The 20829-nt window shown below is 53.8% G+C and carries 11 protein-coding genes; 7 read left to right on the top strand and 4 right to left on the bottom strand.

Annotated features, from left to right (window positions below):
- Positions 1-46 precede the first annotated feature (46 nt).
- Positions 47-1408: a signal recognition particle protein gene (gene ffh, locus OGY72_RS16135; protein WP_003031226.1), complete on the bottom strand. Its 1362-nt coding sequence runs from the start codon at positions 1406-1408 to the stop codon at positions 47-49.
- 165 nt (positions 1409-1573) lie between these two features.
- Between ffh and OGY72_RS16130 the strand changes: the two genes are divergently transcribed.
- Both OGY72_RS16130 and OGY72_RS16125 read left to right on the top strand, forming a co-directional pair.
- Complete coding sequence (locus tag OGY72_RS16130; RefSeq protein WP_003031224.1) at positions 1574-2365, top strand: cytochrome C assembly family protein; 792 nt, start codon at positions 1574-1576, stop codon at positions 2363-2365.
- An 18-nt stretch (positions 2366-2383) separates the two neighbouring features.
- Positions 2384-3673, top strand: a complete 1290-nt coding sequence (locus OGY72_RS16125; RefSeq protein ID WP_286548299.1) for an HlyC/CorC family transporter — start codon at positions 2384-2386, stop codon at positions 3671-3673.
- A 49-nt stretch (positions 3674-3722) separates the two neighbouring features.
- Here the strand turns inward: OGY72_RS16125 and grpE are convergent, their stop codons facing one another.
- Positions 3723-4316, bottom strand: a complete 594-nt coding sequence (gene grpE, locus OGY72_RS16120; RefSeq protein WP_003826408.1) for a nucleotide exchange factor GrpE — start codon at positions 4314-4316, stop codon at positions 3723-3725.
- Positions 4317-4438: 122 nt separating this feature from the next.
- Here grpE and nadK point away from each other — a divergent pair, with 122 nt between their 5' ends.
- From nadK to bamE, 3 genes are all read left to right on the top strand, one after another.
- Positions 4439-5317: an NAD(+) kinase gene (nadK, locus tag OGY72_RS16115; protein ID WP_003826406.1), complete on the top strand. Its 879-nt coding sequence runs from the start codon at positions 4439-4441 to the stop codon at positions 5315-5317.
- 85 nt (positions 5318-5402) lie between these two features.
- Positions 5403-7064: a DNA repair protein RecN gene (gene recN / locus OGY72_RS16110; protein WP_286548295.1), complete on the top strand. Its 1662-nt coding sequence runs from the start codon at positions 5403-5405 to the stop codon at positions 7062-7064.
- A gap of 149 nt (positions 7065-7213) precedes the next feature.
- Positions 7214-7558, top strand: coding sequence for an outer membrane protein assembly factor BamE (gene bamE, locus OGY72_RS16105; protein ID WP_003826401.1), 345 nt, complete (start codon positions 7214-7216; stop codon positions 7556-7558).
- Between the two features lie 49 nt (positions 7559-7607).
- Here the strand turns inward: bamE and OGY72_RS16100 are convergent, their stop codons facing one another.
- A complete protein-coding gene (locus tag OGY72_RS16100) occupies positions 7608-7904 on the bottom strand; it encodes an RnfH family protein (RefSeq protein ID WP_008785525.1) in 297 nt (98 codons plus the stop codon).
- Positions 7888-8331, bottom strand: a complete 444-nt coding sequence (ratA, locus tag OGY72_RS16095) for a type II toxin-antitoxin system toxin RatA (RefSeq protein WP_003826396.1) — start codon at positions 8329-8331, stop codon at positions 7888-7890. The genes OGY72_RS16100 and ratA overlap by 17 nt, the downstream gene beginning before the upstream one ends.
- A gap of 154 nt (positions 8332-8485) precedes the next feature.
- Between ratA and smpB the strand changes: the two genes are divergently transcribed.
- Both smpB and OGY72_RS16085 read left to right on the top strand, forming a co-directional pair.
- Positions 8486-8968, top strand: a complete 483-nt coding sequence (gene smpB / locus OGY72_RS16090) for an SsrA-binding protein SmpB (protein WP_003031211.1) — start codon at positions 8486-8488, stop codon at positions 8966-8968.
- Between the two features lie 585 nt (positions 8969-9553).
- Positions 9554-20758 carry a BapA/Bap/LapF family large adhesin gene (locus tag OGY72_RS16085; RefSeq protein ID WP_286548292.1) on the top strand — a complete coding sequence of 3735 codons (11205 nt, stop codon included), beginning with the start codon at positions 9554-9556 and terminating at the stop codon, positions 20756-20758.
- Positions 20759-20829 lie beyond the last annotated feature (71 nt).

The raw sequence follows: 20829 nt of genomic DNA, 5'->3' as shown, positions 1-20829 counted from the left end.
ATGGCGAGCACACCCCGGTGCCGAAATGGCAAACAAGCCAGGCCGATTAGCGGCCTGGGAATCCAGGCGGCATCATCCCCTTCATACCACGCATCATCTTCGCCATTCCGCCCTTCTTCATTTTCTTCATCATGCGCTGCATGTCGTCGAACTGTTTCAGAAGGCGGTTTACGTCCTGAACCTGCATACCGCAACCGGCAGCGATACGGCGTTTACGGGAACCTTTGATAATTTCCGGCTTAGCGCGTTCTTTCATCGTCATCGAGTTGATGATGGCTTCCATACGCACCAGCACTTTATCGTCCATCTGCGATTTCACATTGTCAGGGATCTGACCCATGCCCGGCAGCTTGCCCATCAGGCTTGCCATACCGCCCATGTTTTTCATCTGGTTGAGCTGTTCAAGGAAATCGTTGAGATCGAAGCCATCGCCTTTTTTCAGCTTGCTGGCTAATTTTTCTGCCTGCGCGCGGTCAACCTTGCTTTCGATATCTTCGATCAGCGACAGCACGTCGCCCATGCCGAGAATGCGCGAAGCAATCCTGTCCGGATGGAACGGCTCCAGTGCTTCGGTTTTCTCGCCGACGCCGAGGAATTTAATCGGCTTACCGGTAATATGACGAATAGAGAGCGCCGCACCGCCACGGGCATCACCATCAACTTTTGTCAGCACTACGCCGGTTAGCGGCAGCGCTTCGTTAAAGGCTTTTGCGGTATTCGCGGCATCCTGACCGGTCATGGCGTCGACCACAAACAGCGTTTCTACCGGTTTGATAGAAGCGTGGACCTGTTTGATTTCGTCCATCATCGCTTCGTCAACGTGCAGACGACCGGCGGTATCCACCAGCAGCACGTCGTAGAATTTGAGTTTGGCTTCTTTCAGCGCGGCGTTAACGATATCGACCGGCTTCTGGCCGACATCCGACGGGAAGAAGTCCACACCGACCTGCTCGGCCAGCGTTTCCAGCTGTTTAATCGCCGCCGGGCGATAAACGTCCGCGGAGACCACCAGCACTTTCTTCTTATGCTTCTCGCGCAGGAATTTACCCAGCTTACCGACGCTGGTCGTTTTACCCGCACCCTGCAGGCCCGCCATCAGCACCACGGCTGGCGGCTGTGCAGCCAGATTCAGGGTCTGGTTTTCTTCGCCCATTGCCGCAACCAGTTCGTTACGGACAATCTTGACGAACTCCTGACCCGGCGTCAGGCTTTTGTTAACTTCATGACCAACCGCTTTCTCTTTTACGCGATTGATAAACTCACGCACTACCGGCAGCGCTACGTCAGCCTCCAGCAGCGCCATGCGCACTTCGCGCAGCGTCTCTTTAACGTTGTCTTCAGTAAGGCGTCCACGGCCACTGATATTGCGCAGCGTGCGCGACAAACGATCGGTTAAATTATCAAACATTGTCTCTCGCCTGGGGTGGAAACGGTCGGTCGCGACAGCGACACATCAACAGAAATTTGTCGCAGTATAACATGAAGCCGCCTTTGTTGTTATGCAACGGTTGGAGCAGCGGTCACGTAACGCTATACTGCTTTTCTTTATCACTGGCCAACTGTCGACACCTATATGCCCGTTTTTGCTCTGCTCGCCCTTGTCGCCTACTCAGTCAGCCTCGCGCTGATTATTCCCGCACTGCTGCAAAAAAACAGCGGCTGGCGGCGTATGGCTATTCTCTCTGCGGTTGTTGCGCTGGTAAGCCATGCTATCGCCCTGGAAGCGCGTATCCTACCCGGCGGTGAAAGCGGACAAAACCTGAGTCTGTTGAACGTCGGCTCGCTGGTAAGCCTGATGATCTGTACGGTAATGACCATCGTCGCGTCCCGCAATCGTGGCTGGTTATTGCTGCCTATTGTCTACGCCTTTGCGCTGATAAACCTGGCCTTCGCCACGTTTATGCCTAACGAGTTCATCACTCATCTCGAAGCTACGCCGGGCATGATGATTCACATCGGGCTATCGCTGTTCGCTTACGCCACGCTGATTATCGCCGCACTCTATGCGCTACAGCTTGCGTGGATTGACTACCAGCTGAAAAACAAGAAACTGGCCTTCAGCAATGAGATGCCGCCACTGATGAGTATTGAGCGGAAAATGTTTCATATCACCCAAATTGGCGTGGTTCTGCTGACGCTCACCCTGTGCACTGGCCTGTTTTACATGCATAACCTGTTCAGTACCGAGAACATTGATAAAGCCGTTCTCTCTATCGTGGCATGGTTTGTCTATATCGTTCTGTTGTGGGGGCATTACCATGAAGGTTGGCGCGGACGTCGCGTCGTATGGTTTAACGTCGCAGGCGCAGGCATTCTGACGCTGGCCTATTTCGGCAGTCGCATCCTGCAGCAGTTCGTGAGTTAAATCTTTAAGGAATCCTACGTGGAACACATCTCCACCACCACGCTCATTGTCACGCTCCTCATCATGGTGGTCATTTCCGCCTATTTTTCCGGTTCTGAAACCGGAATGATGACCCTGAATCGCTATCGTCTACGTCATCGGGCCAAGCAGGGAAATCGACAGGCAAAACGCGTTGAAAAGTTACTTCGCAAGCCGGATCGCCTGATAAGCCTGGTGCTCATCGGTAATAATCTGGTGAATATTCTGGCCTCCGCGCTCGGCACCATTGTCGGTATGCGCCTGTATGGCGATGCGGGCGTCGCTATTGCCACCGGGGTACTGACGTTTGTGGTGCTGGTTTTTGCCGAAGTGCTGCCAAAGACGATTGCCGCGCTATATCCGGAAAAAGTCGCCTATCCGAGCAGCGTCCTGCTGGCTCCCCTACAGATTCTGATGATGCCGTTAGTATGGCTACTCAACACCATCACGCGGCTGCTGATGCGCATGATGGGCATCAAAACGGATATCGTGGTGAGCGGTTCGTTGAGTAAAGATGAGCTACGCACACTGGTGAATGAATCGCGCTCGCAAATATCACGCCGTAACCAGGATATGCTGCTGTCAGTGCTGGATCTGGAAAAAGTCAGCGTCGATGACATCATGATCCCGCGTAATGAAATCATCGGCATTGATATTAACGATGACTGGAAATCAATCGTGCGTCAGCTCTCGCACTCCCCGCACGGTCGTATTGTGCTGTATCGCGACTCGCTCGACGACGCCATCAGCATGCTGCGCGTACGTGAAGCCTGGCGATTGATGGCCGAGAAAAAAGAGTTCACCAAAGAGACCATGTTACGCGCCGCCGACGAAATTTATTACGTTCCGGAAGGCACGCCACTCAGCACTCAGCTCATTAAATTTCAGCGCAATAAGAAGAAAGTGGGACTGGTCGTCAATGAATATGGCGATATTCAGGGACTGGTTACGGTCGAGGATATCCTGGAAGAGATTGTTGGTGACTTCACGACCTCAATGTCACCGACGCTTGCCGAAGAAGTCACGCCGCAGAATGACGGTTCGGTGATCATTGACGGTAGCGCCAACGTTCGTGAAATCAATAAGGCGTTTAACTGGCACCTGCCGGTAGATGACGCACGTACTGTGAACGGTATTATTCTTGAAGCGCTGGAAGAGATCCCGGTTGCTGGCACACGTGTGCGTATTGGGCAGTACGATATCGATATTCTCGACGTGCAGGATAATATGATTAAACAGGTGCAGGTGTTGCCCGTCAAACCGCTGCGGGAAAGCGTATCGGACCAGTGAGAGTAATCCAGACCGGGTAGCGCATCAGCATTACCCGGTCTGAGGCTAATTAGCCTTTGGCTTTCGCCACAGAGACCATCGCCGCACGGATGGTACGTCCGTTCAGGGTATAGCCTTTCTGCATAACCATCAGCACATTACCGGCAGCAACGTCGTCAGACTCTACCATTGCAATCGCCTGGTGCACGTTCGGGTCCATCGGCACGTCGATATCCGCAACCACCTGTACGCCAAACTTCGCCACAACATCCAGCATTGACTTACGGGTCAGCTCAATACCTTCGACCATAGCCGCCATAGCGTCATTGTCTTTGTCCGCAACTTCCAGCGCACGGTCCAGGCTATCCAGCACCGGCAGCAGTTCGTTGACGAATTTTTCCAGTGCAAACTTATGCGCTTTTTCTACGTCCAGTTCGGTACGACGACGCAGGTTTTCCATTTCCGCTTTGATACGCAACACGCTGTCGCGCTCGCGCGTTTCGGCTTCAGCAAGCTGAGCTTCCAGATTCGCAATTTTTTCATCGCGCGGATCCACCTGCTCAGCAGAAGCGTCTGGTTCAACCGCCTCAACTTCTTCGTGCTGATCCATGATAATTTCTTCCGGGGCTTGCCCCTCAGGCGTTTTCTGTTCTTTACTACTCATGAATTTCTCCGCGTTTTTTTCGCATTCATCTCGCTAACTTGGCTTATTATGGGGATCAGATTCAGGGATTCAAGGGAAGTACTCACATTGTCACTAATCTTCGTTACAAGGACCTCGAGAAAATGAACAAACATTTCAAGTGTATTGGCATTGTGGGGCATCCACGTCACCCCACTGCACTGACCACACATGAAATGCTCTACCGTTGGCTGTGCGCCAAAGGTTATGAGGTTATCGTTGAGCAACAAATCGCCCACGAGCTGCAGCTGAAAAATGTGAAAACCGGTACGCTCGCAGAGATTGGCCAGCAGGCAGACCTCGCCGTGGTAGTCGGCGGCGACGGCAATATGCTGGGCGCCGCACGCACCCTTGCACGTTATGACATCAAGGTTATTGGCATTAACCGCGGTAATCTCGGTTTTCTGACCGACCTTGACCCAGACAATGCCCACCAACAGTTAGCTGACGTGCTGGAAGGCCACTACATCAGCGAAAAGCGCTTTTTACTTGAAGCCCAGGTGTGCCAACAGGATTGCCAGAAGCGTATTAGCACGGCGATCAATGAAGTTGTGTTGCACCCCGGAAAAGTGGCGCACATGATTGAATTTGAAGTCTATATCGATGAAATTTTTGCCTTCTCCCAGCGCTCGGACGGCTTGATTATTTCCACACCGACCGGCTCTACCGCCTACTCGCTCTCTGCCGGAGGTCCGATCCTGACGCCTTCGCTGGATGCTATTACGCTGGTCCCGATGTTCCCGCATACGCTTTCCGCGCGACCGCTGGTGATCAACAGTAGCAGCACCATTCGCCTGCGCTTCTCTCATCGCCGTAACGATCTGGAAATCAGTTGCGACAGCCAGATCGCCCTGCCTATACAGGAAGGTGAAGACGTATTAATTCGCCGCTGTGATTATCATCTAAACCTGATACACCCAAAAGATTACAGCTATTTCAACACATTAAGCACTAAACTAGGCTGGTCAAAAAAATTATTCTAATTTAACGCCAACCTCTTTACTGTATAAAAAACCAGTTTATACTGTATGTAATTACAGTTATGGTTTTTCATACAGGAAAACAGCTATGTTGGCACAACTGACCATCAGCAATTTTGCTATCGTTCGTGAACTTGAGATCGATTTCCAGAACGGAATGACCGTTATTACCGGTGAAACCGGTGCGGGTAAGTCCATTGCCATTGATGCTCTCGGTTTGTGCCTGGGCGGACGCGCAGACGCCGACATGGTACGTGCAGGCGCCACGCGAGCCGACCTCTGCGCGCGATTCGCCTTAAAAGACACCCCCGCGGCTCTGCGCTGGCTGGAAGAAAACCAGCTTGAGGAAGGCCGTGAATGTTTGCTGCGCCGTGTTATCAGCAGCGACGGACGTTCACGCGGCTTCATTAACGGCACTGCCGTACCGTTGTCACAGCTGCGCGAGCTGGGCCAGTTGCTTATTCAAATCCACGGTCAGCATGCGCATCAGCTCCTGACAAAATCAGAACACCAAAAGTCTCTGCTGGATGGTTACGCCAATGAAGCGTCCCTGACTCAGGAAATGGCTGCGCGCTACCAGCTGTGGCACCAAAGCTGTCGTGATCTGGCGCATCATCAACAACAAAGTCAGGAACGCGCAGCTCGGGCGGAACTGTTGCAATACCAGTTAAAGGAACTGAACGAATTCAATCCGCAGCCGGGTGAATTTGAGCAAATTGATGAAGAGTACAAGCGTCTGGCTAACAGCGGGCAATTGCTCACCACCAGCCAACAGGCGCTGGCTATCCTGGCGGATGGCGAAGACATCAACCTGCAAAGCCAACTGTACACCGCAAAGCACCTGGTCACTGAACTGGCAGGCATGGACGGCAAACTTTCCGGTATCCTGGATATGCTGGAAGAGGCCACTATCCAGCTCAGCGAAGCCAGCGACGAGCTGCGCCACTATTGCGATCGTCTGGATTTGGACCCTAACCGTTTGTTCGAACTTGAACAGCGTATTTCCAAACAAATCTCATTGGCCCGCAAGCATCATGTTGCCCCTGAAGCGCTGCCACAGTTCTATCAGTCATTGCTGGATGAACAACAGCAGTTAGACGATCAGGCCGACTCGCTCGAAACCTTAACCCTGGCGGTGAATAATCACCACCAGCAGGCTCTGGAAACGGCAAAAATGCTGCACAAACAGCGCCAGCATTATGCTCAGGAACTGGGACAACTGATTACAGAGAGCATGCATACTCTCTCAATGCCGCACGGTGTCTTTTGCATTGATGTGAAATTTGAGGAACATCATTTGAGCGCAGACGGTGCCGATCACGTAGAGTTTAAAGTGACCACTAACCCAGGCCAGCCGTTGCAGCCGATTGCGAAAGTGGCTTCAGGTGGGGAACTGTCGCGCATTGCGCTGGCTATTCAGGTTATTACCGCACGCAAAATGGAAACACCTGCGCTGATTTTCGATGAAGTGGATGTCGGTATCAGCGGCCCGACTGCTGCGGTAGTGGGAAAAATGCTGCGTCAGTTGGGCGAGTCAACTCAGGTAATGTGTGTTACTCACCTGCCGCAGGTTGCTGGCTGTGGCCATCAACACTTCTACGTCAGCAAAGAAACGGATGGCGCGATGACCGAAACACACATGCAGCCGCTTGATAAACGCGCTCGCCTGCAGGAATTAGCCCGCCTGCTTGGCGGTAGCGAAGTAACGCGCAATACCCTCGCAAATGCAAAAGAACTGCTGGCGGCATAAACTTTTTTACCTTGTTAAGGTCTGAGTTCAACATAAAATCGCCGACCGACCCGACAGCAAAAGGTTTTAAAGTGGTGAAAGGTCTATTATCATCGGCATATTACATATGAGCCGCGTACTGCTCGGGCCCGAAAAGGAATCAAATCACTATGCGCTGTAAAACGCTGACTGCTGCTGCAGCAGTACTACTGATGTTGACTGCAGGCTGTTCCACTCTGGAGCGAGTGGTTTACCGCCCTGACATCAACCAGGGAAATTATCTGACACCTACCGATGTCGCCAAAGTGCGCACGGGTATGACGCAACAACAGGTTGCTTATGCTCTGGGTACACCAATGATGTCCGATCCTTTTGGCACTAACACCTGGTTTTATGTGTTCCGTCAGCAACCTGGTCATGAAGGCGTAACCCAGCAAACACTGACGCTGACCTTTAACAGCAGCGGCGTTTTGACCAACATTGATAACAAACCTGCTTTGACCGACAACAAGTAGGTTTGAGAGATCAAAAAAGGTGCTCAATGAGCACCTTTTTTATTGTCTGCTATTTTTTAGCGGATTTCTCTGCTCGCTGTCTGCGCAGCTCTTTCGGATCAGCAATCAGTGGCCGGTAGATTTCCACCCTGTCACCGTCCTGCAGAACATCAGCAAGCTTTACCGGACGGCTGTAAATGCCCACTTTATTTTTGCTGAGATCGATATCCGTACGTAATTCCAGCAGCCCGGAAGCGCGGATAGCCTCTTCCACCGTAGCGCCCTGTTGCAGCGTTACACGTTGCAGATACTGTTTCTCGGGCAGCGCATATGCCACTTCAACGACAATTTTAGCTGACGCTGACACTGTAAACCTCTTTCGCGCGAACCGTGAAGGCCTGCACCATGTTTGAAGCCAGCTCTTTAAAGATACGACCAAACGCCAGCTCGATTAATTTATTGGTAAACTCAAAATCGAGATGAAATTCAATGCGGCACGCTTCATGACTCAGTGGCGTAAACTTCCATCCGCCAATGAGTTTCTTGAACGGTCCGTCGACCAGATGCATCAGGATGCTCTGGTTACTGGTCAGTTGATTGCGCGTAGTGAACGTTTTGCTGATCCCTGCTTTCGAGACATCCACCGCCGCTGTCATCTGTCCCGGAGTTGACTCCAGCACACGGCTACCGGTGCAACCCGGTAAAAACTGGGGATAGGATTTAACATCATTCACTAGCTGATACATCTGTTCCGCACTGTAAGGTACTAAAGCGGTCCGGCTAATCTGAGGCATAACAATTTCCATCAATATCAATCACACAAATAATACCATTTATCCCCCGCTAAAAAAAACGCTATAGCCTAACTCGTGCTAAGATAGCGCCTTGCGCCCCGCTGGATGAAATGGGGTGTTTTTCGATTCCAGATTACCTATACTGAGCGGCATTATGACGAAGAAAAAAGCACACAAACCTGGCTCAGCCACAATCGCGCTGAACAAGCGCGCACGACACGAATACTTTATTGAAGAAGAGTTCGAAGCAGGACTCGCTCTGCAAGGTTGGGAAGTCAAATCCCTGCGCGCGGGTAAAGCTAACATCGGCGACAGCTACGTCATCCTTAAAGACGGCGAAGCGTTCCTGTTTGGCGCCAACTTCACACCGATGGCTGTTGCCTCAACGCATGTGGTATGTGATCCCACCCGTACCCGTAAGCTGTTGTTAAACCAGCGTGAACTCGACTCCCTGTATGGTCGTATGAATCGTGACGGTTATACCGTCGTTGCGCTTTCACTGTACTGGAAAAATGCCTGGTGCAAAGTGAAAATTGGCGTCGCAAAAGGTAAGAAACAGCACGACAAGCGCTCCGATGTGAAAGAACGCGAATGGCAGTTAGATAAAGCACGTATTATGAAAAATGCTGGTCGCTAATCGCTACTCCCCTATGACCAGTCTCTCATCCTGAGACTGGTCCTTATTTTTTAGTTATTGAAACCCACCTAATACATTCATCGAGTTTATGGTTTATTTGAGCTGAATCGTTCAGGTATAAAATAAACTTCCCTGGCATTACCGTAGCACTCCATAGTCTAATAAAATAAAACTTCAAGACCATACCACCTGTATTTAAACTTATTTAATAACACTATTATTACTGTTGTTTATTATATCACCCCCTCATTTCAGTTAAATCACAAACCCTTTAGATACAATAAATTAACTAAAAAACCAACCATTAAATACGCACCGGAAAGTATCCTTTTCAATAAGCCAAATATATTTTTAATATGGATAAGTTGCAGAATACTTTCTTTCTGACTATATCATCTAATACGAAAGAACTATTCAGCCGACAGGTCCCGAACGTATTTGATAAGTAAACGAACATCTGTATGACCTAATCAATGTAATTACATGTCTAAATTCATCTTTATGATGAACGGGGCCCCTGTCTGCTCATTTTCCCAGCGCGCTGTTGCGGATTAATACTCCCGACATGCCATCAGGAGTGAACATATGCGTCTACTCGCCGTTGTATCAAAATTAACTGGCGTTTCCACAAATGTTGAATCCTCTGAAGTTACGCTCAGTTCGCCTTCTATCGTGAAACTGTCGGTGTCGCGTGAGGAGGTGAGTCAACTGACACGCGTTAATCAGGATCTGGTTGTCACACTCCGCTCAGGTGAAACCATCACCATTAAGAACTTCTACGTCGGAAAAGGTGATGCGCAAAACCAGCTTGTTCTGGAAGACAGTAATGGTGCGCTGTGGTGGGTTCAGGATACTGATGGGGCATTCCATTTCCAGCATTTGGACGATCTCACTCCACTAATGACTGCCGAGGGAAGCCATGAAGGCGGCGCCGTCTGGCCGTGGGTTCTTGGTGGGATCGCGGTCGCAGGCGGAATTGGCCTCGCGGCAGGTGGCGGCGGCGGCGGCGGCGGCGGCGGCGGCGGCGGCGGGAGTGATAATAACGCCGGAAACGGAAATGGCGGAAATGGCAACGGTAATAATGGGGATGGCGGCTCACCGCCAACAACAACCCCTAACATGCCTGACGTACCCGTTATCACCAGCATAATCGATAACCAGGAGCTGATTACTGGTCCTGTTAATCAGCAGGAATCCACCAACGATAATACGCCCACTCTCCAGGGCACCGGCCCCGCAAATGCCACATTACATATTTTTGATAACGGCGTCAAAATCGGCCAGGTCACTATCGATGCCAACGGCAACTGGTCGTTTACGCCATCCTCTCCGCTCGCAGACGGTACCCACAAGTTTACCGTCAGTGCATCAGACGGTACGGGCAGCAGCGACATGTCGGACAGTTGGGAGATTATTGTCGATACGCTTGCCCCCGACGCCCCTGTGGTCACAGAAGTAACTGACGATTCAGGTTCCATTAAAGGCTTGATAGGTAATAACGGCGTAACCGACGATGCCACGCCAACACTCACAGGCACTGGTGAAGCGGGCTCTTACATCAGTATTTCTGATAATGGCATTCTGATTGGCATGGTTCAGGTGGATGACAATGGTAACTGGACGTTTACACCGGATACACCGCTAAGCGACGGTGTTCACAATCTGACGCTGACGCAAACTGACGATGCGGGTAACGTGAGCACGGAAACGAGTGTACCGACATTCACCGTTGATACCACCCCGCCTGAAGGCGCGGTCATTTCCTCCGTAAACCTGCAAGGCACCGAGGTAACCGGTAGTGCAGAGGTGGGAAGCCAGGTCATTATCATCGGTAGTAACAATCAGGTTTTGGGTTCAACTACCGTTGATCAAATCGGCAATTTCGTCATCGCGATTTCACCTTCACAGACGCACGGTGAAGCGCTGATCGCGAAGATTCAGGACCAGGCAGGCAACGTCGGGCCAGATACCTCCTTCAATGCCACTAACTCTGGCTACCCGGGCGTACCCGTTATCATCAGCATTGTGGATGATATTACCCCCTCAACTGGACCATTGAACAATAATCAGGCCACCAACGACCCAACGCCTACGATCTCGGGTACCGCAGACGCCAACAGCACGGTTAACATTTATAACAACGGTGCGCTTGTTGTAAGCGTGCTTGCCGATTCCAGCGGCAACTGGACCTGGACCTCCAACACCAACTTGCAGGACGACTCATACTCCTTCACCACCACAGCAACCAACCACCTGGGCACGGGAGGAACGTCAGCGGCATTCAATATCACTATCGATACTCAGCCACCGTCAGCGCCGGACGATCTGAACGTATCTGCCGACGGCTCTGTCGTCACCGGTACAGCCGAACCAGGAAGTACCGTGACCATCAATAATAACGGTCTTCAGATCGGCAGCGGCGTCGCCGGAACGGATGGCTCATTTACCATTACCATTGACCCGCCACAGACCAATGGTGAAACCATTACCGCTATTGCCACCGATCCCGCCGGGAACCCAAGCCAACCGGAAACCGCGCTCGCGCCAGACATCACAGCACCACAACCGCCAGCTAATCTGGTGATTAACTCCACAGGCGATCAGGTTACCGGCATGGCGGAACCCAACAGTACGGTACATATTCTGGATCCTGGTGGCGCGATAATTGGAACAGCAACCGCCGGCTCGAACGGAGAATTCACCGCCACGCTGGTTCCGCCGCAGACCAACGGAGAACATCTTGTCGCCAACGCGACGGATGCGGCTGGCAATACCAGCGGCAACAGCGCGATTACCGCCCCGGATACCACGGCACCTGACGCGCCTACCGGCGTCATCGTCGCCGGGGACGGTGGTTCTGTAAGCGGACATGCTGAAGCGGGAAGCTCCGTCACCGTAAAAGACAGCAATGGTAATCAGATCGGCACAGGCCAGGCTGACAGCGGCGGCAACTTCACGGTGTCGATTACGCCGTCGAAAATGAACGGCGAAACGGTAAAAGTTACCGCAACGGACAGCAGCAATAACGAGAGTCAGCCAACTTCCGCGGTGGCTCCGGATATTACCGCCCCCGGAACACCCATCATCACCGCCGTGACGGATGACCAGCCCATGTACCAGGGCCCTCTCAAAAACGGCGATGTCACCAACGATAGCAAACCTAAGCTGGAAGGCACCGCCGAAGCAGGTTCTCAGGTCAAAATTTACGATAACGGCACCCTGCTGACGACCGTTGTCGCTGATATCAACGGTAACTGGAACTATACGCCAGTCTCGGCGCTAAGCGAGGGCGCTCACATCTTCACGGTGACAGCCACAGACGCCGCGAATAACACCAGCAGCGCGGCAAGCTGGAAAATAATTGTCGATACCATTGCGCCAACTGTTCCAGTGATAACGTTGGTTAACGATGACGTTGGCAGCATTACGGGCAGCGTTGCAAATAACGGTTGGGTCACCAACGACAATACGCCAACCATCTCGGGTACCGGTGAGCCAGGTTCACTGGTGAACCTGTACGATGGCATTCAGTTATTGACGGTTATTCTTGTCGACAGCTCGGGTACCTGGAGTTATACCGTTCCGGGGAATCAGGTGCTCAGCGATCGCACCCATCAGTTTACGGTATCGGCAACTGATGCCGCCGGTAATGTCATCACCTCACCCACAGTGGTCAGCGTTACCGTAGATACCCAACCGCCAGGCGATCCTGTCATTTTGGCTGCTACCGACGACGTTGGGAATGCACCGTTCGATCTGCCTACCGGAAGCCGTTCAAACGATACCTTGCCAGAGCTGAAAGGAACCGGAACAGACGGTTCTAAGATCACTCTCTATGATGGAACTACGCCAATTGGAAGCACGACTGTTTTGCCCGGAGGCACCTGGAGTATTCAACTCGACCAACCGCTCAGTGAAGGCTCACACAATTTATCCGCTATTGCCACGGACGTTGCAGGCAACGCCAGTAATGCCGGGACCTTTACGCTAACGATTGATACCACCCCACCAGCAGCCCCTGTTATCAGCTCCGCAGAAGGTCTGATTGGGACAAATCTACAAACACTGAGTAACGGCAGCAGTACCAAGAGCTTAAATCCCGAACTCTCCGGAACCGGCGAGCCCGGCGCGAAGATTACGATTTATGATAATGGCGGTTCCATTGGCACCGTCACCGTACAGCCAGACGGCACCTGGACATTTACCCCAACCTCACTCGCCGACGGACCGCACAAATTCACCGCTACAGCGACTGATGTTGCAGGCAACACGGGGATCCCATCAGCCAGCTTTACCCTGACGGTAGACAACACACCTCCCGCACAACCAGCCGCGCCAATCATTACCGACGATGTGGCTCCGGTAACAGGTGTGGTCACTAACGGCAACACCAACGATACCACGCCAACCTTTAGCGGCACGGGAAACGTCGGGGATTTGATTACCATTTATCTGAACGGCACTCCCCCTTTGCAGGGAACGACAACAGTAGGTGCAGACGGAACCTGGAGCTTTACTCCGCCAGCACCGGTTACTCCAGGTACTTACCAGGTAACCCTCACCGCAACCGATCCGGCAGGCAACATCAGCCAGCCATCAACAGCTATAACACTGAACATCGACACGACGCCGTCTGCGCCGCCGGTGATTATCGCCGCCAATGATAACGTCGGCGATATCATGGGTGACCTTGCGCCCAACGCCGTGACCGATGACACCACGCCAACCATTCGTGGTACAGGTGTCAATGGAGACATCATCACTCTGTATAACGGCGGTACGGTGATCGGTACTGCAACGGTGGCAGGCGGTACCTGGAGTATTACCCCCGGGACTGCGCTGGCAAACGGAAACTACACATTAAGCGCTACCGCAACTGACCCCGCAGGTAACGTCAGCGACAATTCAAACAGCATTTCGTTTACGGTTAACAACACGAAGTTAACGTTGCCGCAGGTCACGGATATCCAGGATAACGTTGGCGTCTTTACCGGTTCGCTAACCAGCGGCAGCGTCACGGACGATACAACGCCAACCATTAGCGGTACCGGCACACCGGGCAGTACGATTTTGATTTTCGATGGTAACAATCCCATCGCCATTGCGACAGCTACCGTTGCTGCTAACGGCAGTTGGAGTGTGGATGTCCCCCTCACGCCCAATGTCACTCACACACTGACTTTCGGCGCCGTGGATGACGCTGGTAACTCACTGACAGCAGATAACCCGCTGACGTTGATTGTCGATACCCTGCCGCCTGCAACGCCTACGGTTACCAGCGTAGACCCGAAAGGTACGCTGGTTAGCGGCTCTGCCGATCCAGGCAGTACCGTCATCATTCGCAGCGGTACCACGATCCTCGGCCAAGGGATCGCAGACGGTTCAGGTAACTTCGCTGTCACAATTTCGCCAGCACAAACAACCGGTCAGGCGCTCAACGCCATCGCTCAGGATCCCGCCGGAAATCAAAGCGACCCGACAACGTTTAGCGCTGCTACCTCCAGCGTTCCTCATCCACCAACGCTTGAGATCGTTGATGACATTGCGCCTATCATGGGGGTGATTGGCAACGGTAAAACTACCAATGACACATTACCGTTGCTGCAAGGGACGGCCACAGCAGGGGCGACTGTTAATATTTATATAAATGGCACATTGCTCCCCATCACGGTAACTGCCGATGCCGTGTCTGGCGCATGGAGTTATCAGTTACCCGACCCACTGACTAATGGCGTAACCTATAACTTCACTGTGGCGCAAACCGTCAATGACATACTGAGCGGTCAGTCACCCAACTACGCTATCACCATCGACACGACGGCACCGCAAGCGCCAACGATCACCAGCATTATCGACGATGTTGCCCCCGGCACTGGATCGTTGGATAAAGGGCAAATTACAAATGATTCACGTCCGACGCTCAACGGAACTGGCGAACCCGGGGCAACCATTACCCCCTACGATAACGGTATCGCTTATGCCACAACGACCGTAAACAGTAACGGATTCTGGAGCTTTACCCCGACAGCACCGCTGGGAGAAGGCGATCATCTCTTTACCGTCCGCGCAACGGACGCCGCTGGCAACCAGGGAGATCCATCCAGTGATTTCCGGATCATTGTCGATACCCTGGTACCGAATGCGCCATCTATTGTGACGGTCACGGACAACGTTGGTACGATCCAGCCCCTGACCTCAGGGCAGTTGACCAATGATAATACCCCAACGCTTGCTGGCGTTACCGAGGCGGATTCGGTTGTTACCATCCGCGATAATGGCACGGTAATCGGCACAACCACCAGCGACGAAAATGGCAACTGGAGCTTTACGCCTGCCCCTGCTCTCGGAGAAGGAAGCCACTCGCTGACTGCCAGCGTTACAGATAACGCGGGTAACATTAGCCCGACAACGCCACCATTTGTGGTCGTCGTCGACACGCTGGCGCCAGCCGCACCGAGCATTACCTCAGTAATTGACGATCAGCTCGGCAATACCGTGCTGACCAACGGACAGCTTACAAACGATGCGCAGCCTACCCTGAACGGCAAAGGCGAGATTGGCGCCATCATCACGATCCGTGATAACGGCGCTGAAATAGGTACAACTCAGGTGGACGAGTCAGGTAACTGGAGCTTCACTCCGGATGCTCCGCTGGGACAGGGGCAACATATTTTCACCGTCGTTGCCACAGATCAGGCGGGGAACACAGGCGGAGTATCATCATCGTTTACTATTGAGCTGGACTCTATTGCCCCGTCTGCACCGGTAATTCTGACCGTTCAGGACAATACCGCGCCGACAACCGGGCCAATCTCCAATGGGAAAATCAGCAACGAAAGTCGCCCGGCGCTCAGCGGTACCGGTGAAATTGGCGCGACGATTACCGTCCTGAGCGATGGTCAGCCGATTGGCACCACCATCGTCGGCGCAGGCGGAAACTGGAGTTTTACGCCCTCCGCGGCATTGGGTAACGGCCAGCATACTCTGACCGTCACGGCTACAGATAGCGCAGGCAATACCAGCCTGCCTTCTGGTGGCTTTACCTACACTGTCGATACTCTGGCACCGACAGCGCCAGTGATTACTCAGGTTGCGGATGATGTCGGCCCACTGATTGGAAATCTGAACAACGGTCAGGCCACGAACGATCCACTCCCGACGCTTAGCGGTACGGCAGAAGCCAATTCCACGGTGAAAATTTACGATAACGGAGCGCTGATCGGATCTGCTCCTGTAGATGGTACGGGCGCCTGGAGCTTCACACCGGGAACCCAACTTAGCAACGGTAACCACGCGCTGACGGTAACAGCCACCGACGCGGCCGGAAACGTCAGCCCGACATCTGCAGGATTTAACATCGTTGTTGATACCGTCGCCCCGCTTGCGCCAACGATTATCCAGGCGTTTGATGACGTGCAGCCGGGAACCGGAACGCTATCGAACGGAGCCTCTACCAACGACACCCGCCCCGTACTCAGCGGCTCAGCGGAAGCCGGTGCCCGGGTAGCCATCTACGATAATGGCGCGCTGCTGGCAACGGTGACTGCGACGATAGACGGCACCTGGGAATATCTGCCTGCCACGCTGGGTAACGGTCAGCATGTGTTTACCGCCATCGCCACCGACGCCGCCGGGAACGTGAGTCCTGTCTCAGGCGGGTTTACGATTAATGTCGACACCATTGCACCATCCGTCCCGCTGCTGGTCTCTGTGGTGGATGATATCGCAGGCGGCGTGTTCAATGCAGCGCTCAGCAACGGACAGCTGACCAACGATGCGCGTCCGACGCTGAACGGCACCGCCGAGGCAGGCAGCACCATCAGCATCTATGACGGAAGCACCCTGTTGGGTACCGCGCTGGTGCAAAGCAATAACAGTTGGTCGTTTACCCCAACCACACCGCTGGCAAATGGATCGCACACCTTCACCGGCACCGCCACCGATGCGGCGGGCAACACCAGCGGCGCGACGGCAGGCTTTAGCGTGGTAGTTGACACCACGGCGCCGACGCAGCCTTCAATCAGCAGCATTATTGACGATGTCGGGCCAAACACCGGGCCGATTGGCAGCAATCAGCCGACCAATGACGCGCGCCCAACGTTAAACGGCATCACGGAAGCCAACGCGCGAGTTGATATTTATGATAACGGCAGCTTTGTCACCAGCGTAACGGCGGACGGCAGCGGCAACTGGAGCTACACCCCGACTACCGCGTTGGCACAAGGTACCCACTCGTTTACCATCACTGCAACGGACAGTGCGGGTAATACCAGTGGCATATCGTCTGCGGCAGCGATCGTGGTCGATACCGTTGCCCCGGGTATCCCAACCGGGCTGGCGGTAAACGCCAACGGCACCGCGCTCACCGGCGTTGCCGAGCCAAACAGCACGGTCATTATTACCTCCAGCGGAGGAACGGTACTCGGCACGGCAACCGCCAACGCCTCCGGTAATTTCACCTTCACTCTGAACCCACCGCAAATCAGTGGGCAAACTCTGCTGGTCAGCGCACAGGATGCCGCAGGCAACATCGGTACGGCGGGTAACGTGCTGGCACCGTTTACCGGCGTACCACCTGCGCCTGTTATTGCCAGCGTGCTCGATGACGTCGGCACTATCATGGGACCCGTCGCTCCCGGTAAAACCACCAATGACACCCTGCCAACGCTCAGCGGAACGGCGCAGGCTAACGCCGTCATCAATCTGTACAACAACGGCGTGCTAATGGGCTTCACGACCGCAGACGGTAACGGGATCTGGAGCTTTACCCCATCCGGTGCACTCAGCGAAGGTAACCATGCGTTTACCGCCACGGCAACCAACGCCAACGGCGCAAGTGGGTTGTCCGGTTCGTTCAGCGTAATTGTGGACACCACACCACCGACCGCACCAACGATCCTGATCAGCGCCGATGGCGGTACCGTCAGCGGCGTCGCCGAAGCGGGAAGCACCGTCACCATTTCTCTGCCCGGCGGCACCAGCGTGACGGCAATCGCCAACAGCAGCGGTGTCTACAGCGTCAACCTGCCGGTTCGCCAAATTGAAGGGCAGTCGCTGTCTGCCACGGCGACCGATGCGGCGGGAAATGCCTCATCGCCGACAAGCGCTCTCGCACCAGTATTGCCGCTGCTGGCTGAAGACAATGTCACCAGCCTGCCGCTACAAACCGATGTCACCGTCAGCACCGAGCATCAAAGCGATTATGGTTTCCTGTTGGTCAATGCGCTGGGAAATGTCGCCAACGTGCTGGGGAACGATACGGCAAGCGTGAATTTCAGCATCGCCTCTGGCGGCAGCGGATCCATTACGATCAATGCCGCTGCAACCGGCGTGGTGCTGTCGCTTTTAAACACGCTTGAAGTCGTCATCCAGCGCTTTGACACCGCGCTGAATACCTGGGTGACAGTCGTGGATACCGGGAAACCAAACTTTGCCAGCCTGCTCACCCTGGGCGCCTCGGGCGTAACGCTCAATTACAGCGGACTGACTGGCGGTGATTACCGCGTGGTCAGCTACAACACCAACCTGCTGGCGACCGGGGCATACACCAGCCTTGATGTCTCAGTGGTAAAAGCCAGCGCAGGGACCATCACCGGCGGTACCACGGAATCCGGGAATATCATCACCGATACCGATCCCGCCAACGGGCAGGATAATGCCCCTTCCGGCACGCTGGTCACCGCCATCACCGACGGTAACGGCAACGTCGTGAACATCCCGGCGGGCGGCATTGATGTGCAGGGGAAATACGGCATCCTGCATATCAATCAGAACGGTAGTTACACCTATACCCTGACCAATACGTCAATCTCGGTGTATGGCCGTTCTGAAAGTTTCACCTACACGCTGACGCATGGCGGCGATCACTCCTCGGCAAAACTGGTGGTAACGCTGGGTCAGGCGCCCACCACCAGTACGGTAACCGCGGCAGATGATGTAGCTGCGCTGACTTACGGGACGCAGGTCATCGCGGTTGATCATGGCACATCACAGCAAACCGGCTTCACCCTCGCCAACGTCGGACTGGGTAATGTGCTGGACGTCAGCCTGGTTAACGGTTTAACCAATCCGATCAAATTTAATGTGGATGATGGCGCAACCCGCACGCTGACCGTCAAGGCCAGCGTTCTCGGCGTCACGGTTGGCGGTTTTGATCTCTATGTTTATCGCTTCAACGAGTCCATTCAGCAGTATGAGCAGTTCCGCGTGAAGCCCAACTGGGTCACGGCGCTGCTAGGAGGTAGCTCAACGGATTACACCATCACCCTGCCTGGCGGTGACTACCTGTTCCTGCTTAACGCCTCCGGCGGTCTGACGCTGCTGACCAGCTATACCCTGAATATCCAGGCCGATCACACCTACGCCGTCGACAGCCTGAGTGCGACAACCAATGGAAACCTGCTGGTCAACGACTCGGCTCCGGCCAATACCGTTATCACCGAAGTTAACGGTGTCACCGTAAACGGAACGGGCACTACCACCATTAACGGGCAGTACGGCACGCTGACTATTGATGCGAAAGGGAACTACACCTACACGCTAAGAAGCGGACTGGGCGCAGACGGTATCAATACGCCGGACAGTTTCGTGTATAAGGTCAAAGCACCAAACGGTGATACCGGCAGTGCATCGCTGAATATCAAACCAACACCGCAGGCGCTGGATGCAGTAAATGACGTCAGCAGCACGATGGCGGTCACCACCCAGGCGGATACTTCCCGGTCGTTTACCGACGACAGCGTCGGGAACGCCAGCTGGAGTGCCCAACTCCTTTCACCCACCTCAAAAAGTGGTACTGGCGTCATTGAAATCGCTACGGGAACGGCGGTGCAAAACGCCATACTGCATTTTAACGTCGCGTCAGGTCTGACGCTGGGCGGGCTGACCGTCACCTGGGCGCTGTATGACAGCAACAACATCAAGATTGCCGGTAACTCTTTCAATGGCGGATTGCTGGTTGGCGGCAATATCGATATAGCCTTGAACGGGATCGTACTGCACCCCGGCAACTATCGCCTCGACTATACCGGAAGCGTCGGGGGGCTGGGGCTGGGGAATATCACCATCACCCCCAGCGTGAAAGGCACGATAATCGACCTGCAAAACTTCGAGACTTCCACAGCGAACAGCGTCACCGGCAATATTTATGACGGAGACCATATTGCCAGCGTGCATACCTTGCTGACGGTGAACGGCACGGGCGGCAGTACCGCCACGCTTGATCCGCTGAGTAGCACGACCAGCGCCATCATTAACGGGTTGTACGGCAAACTGACCATTGGCATTGATGGTCATTACACCTATGCCCTCAACAGCGATGTCTCGCTCTCCACCATCGTCACCAAAGAGACATTTACCTACACCCTTAACGACCAGAATGGCCATACCGATACCGCTACGCTGACCATCAATATGAATCCGCAAGTGGTGAGTACCGTCGATGCCGATCGCCTGACTGGCAGCGCCTACGGCGATACGCTGATTTATCACCTGCTCAACGCCAACGACGCTACCGGCGGCAACATTAGCAATGGTGCTACCGATACCTGGACCAACTTCTCGCTGGCCCAGGGTGACAAAATAGATATCGGCGACCTGCTGGTGGGCTGGAACGGGCAGAACGCTACGCTCGGCAACTACCTCACCGTAACCACCAGCGGTAACAACACGGTGATTGCCATCGACCGCGACGGTACGGGCAACACATATCACTCAACCAATCTCATAACGCTGGAGAACGTACACACCACGCTCGATGAGCTGGTGCAACAAAATCACATTGTACCCTGACGTTAACGCAATGCATTAAAGCGCCATAACTACAGCCCCGGATGCCATGACGTCCGGGGCAATAACAGTCG

The organism is Citrobacter sp. Cpo221 (genome assembly GCF_030332345.1).
In the GTDB taxonomy this organism is placed as follows: domain Bacteria; phylum Pseudomonadota; class Gammaproteobacteria; order Enterobacterales; family Enterobacteriaceae; genus Citrobacter; species Citrobacter portucalensis.
The sequence above is the reverse complement of the archived record's forward strand: the minus strand, read 5'-3'. Positions and strand labels throughout refer to the sequence as shown.

Excerpts from the sequence above, each read along its gene's own strand:
- ffh (WP_003031226.1), bottom strand. The coding sequence starts at position 1,408 with ATGTTTGATAATTTAACCGATCGTTTGTCGCGCACGCTGCGCAATATC.
- OGY72_RS16130 (WP_003031224.1), top strand. The coding sequence starts at position 1,574 with ATGCCCGTTTTTGCTCTGCTCGCCCTTGTCGCCTACTCAGTCAGCCTC.
- grpE (WP_003826408.1), bottom strand. The coding sequence starts at position 4,316 with ATGAGTAGTAAAGAACAGAAAACGCCTGAGGGGCAAGCCCCGGAAGAA.
- nadK (WP_003826406.1), top strand. The coding sequence starts at position 4,439 with ATGAACAAACATTTCAAGTGTATTGGCATTGTGGGGCATCCACGTCAC.
- recN (WP_286548295.1), top strand. The coding sequence starts at position 5,403 with ATGTTGGCACAACTGACCATCAGCAATTTTGCTATCGTTCGTGAACTT.
- bamE (WP_003826401.1), top strand. The coding sequence starts at position 7,214 with ATGCGCTGTAAAACGCTGACTGCTGCTGCAGCAGTACTACTGATGTTG.
- ratA (WP_003826396.1), bottom strand. The coding sequence starts at position 8,331 with ATGCCTCAGATTAGCCGGACCGCTTTAGTACCTTACAGTGCGGAACAG.
- smpB (WP_003031211.1), top strand. The coding sequence starts at position 8,486 with ATGACGAAGAAAAAAGCACACAAACCTGGCTCAGCCACAATCGCGCTG.
- OGY72_RS16085 (WP_286548292.1), top strand. The coding sequence starts at position 9,554 with ATGCGTCTACTCGCCGTTGTATCAAAATTAACTGGCGTTTCCACAAAT.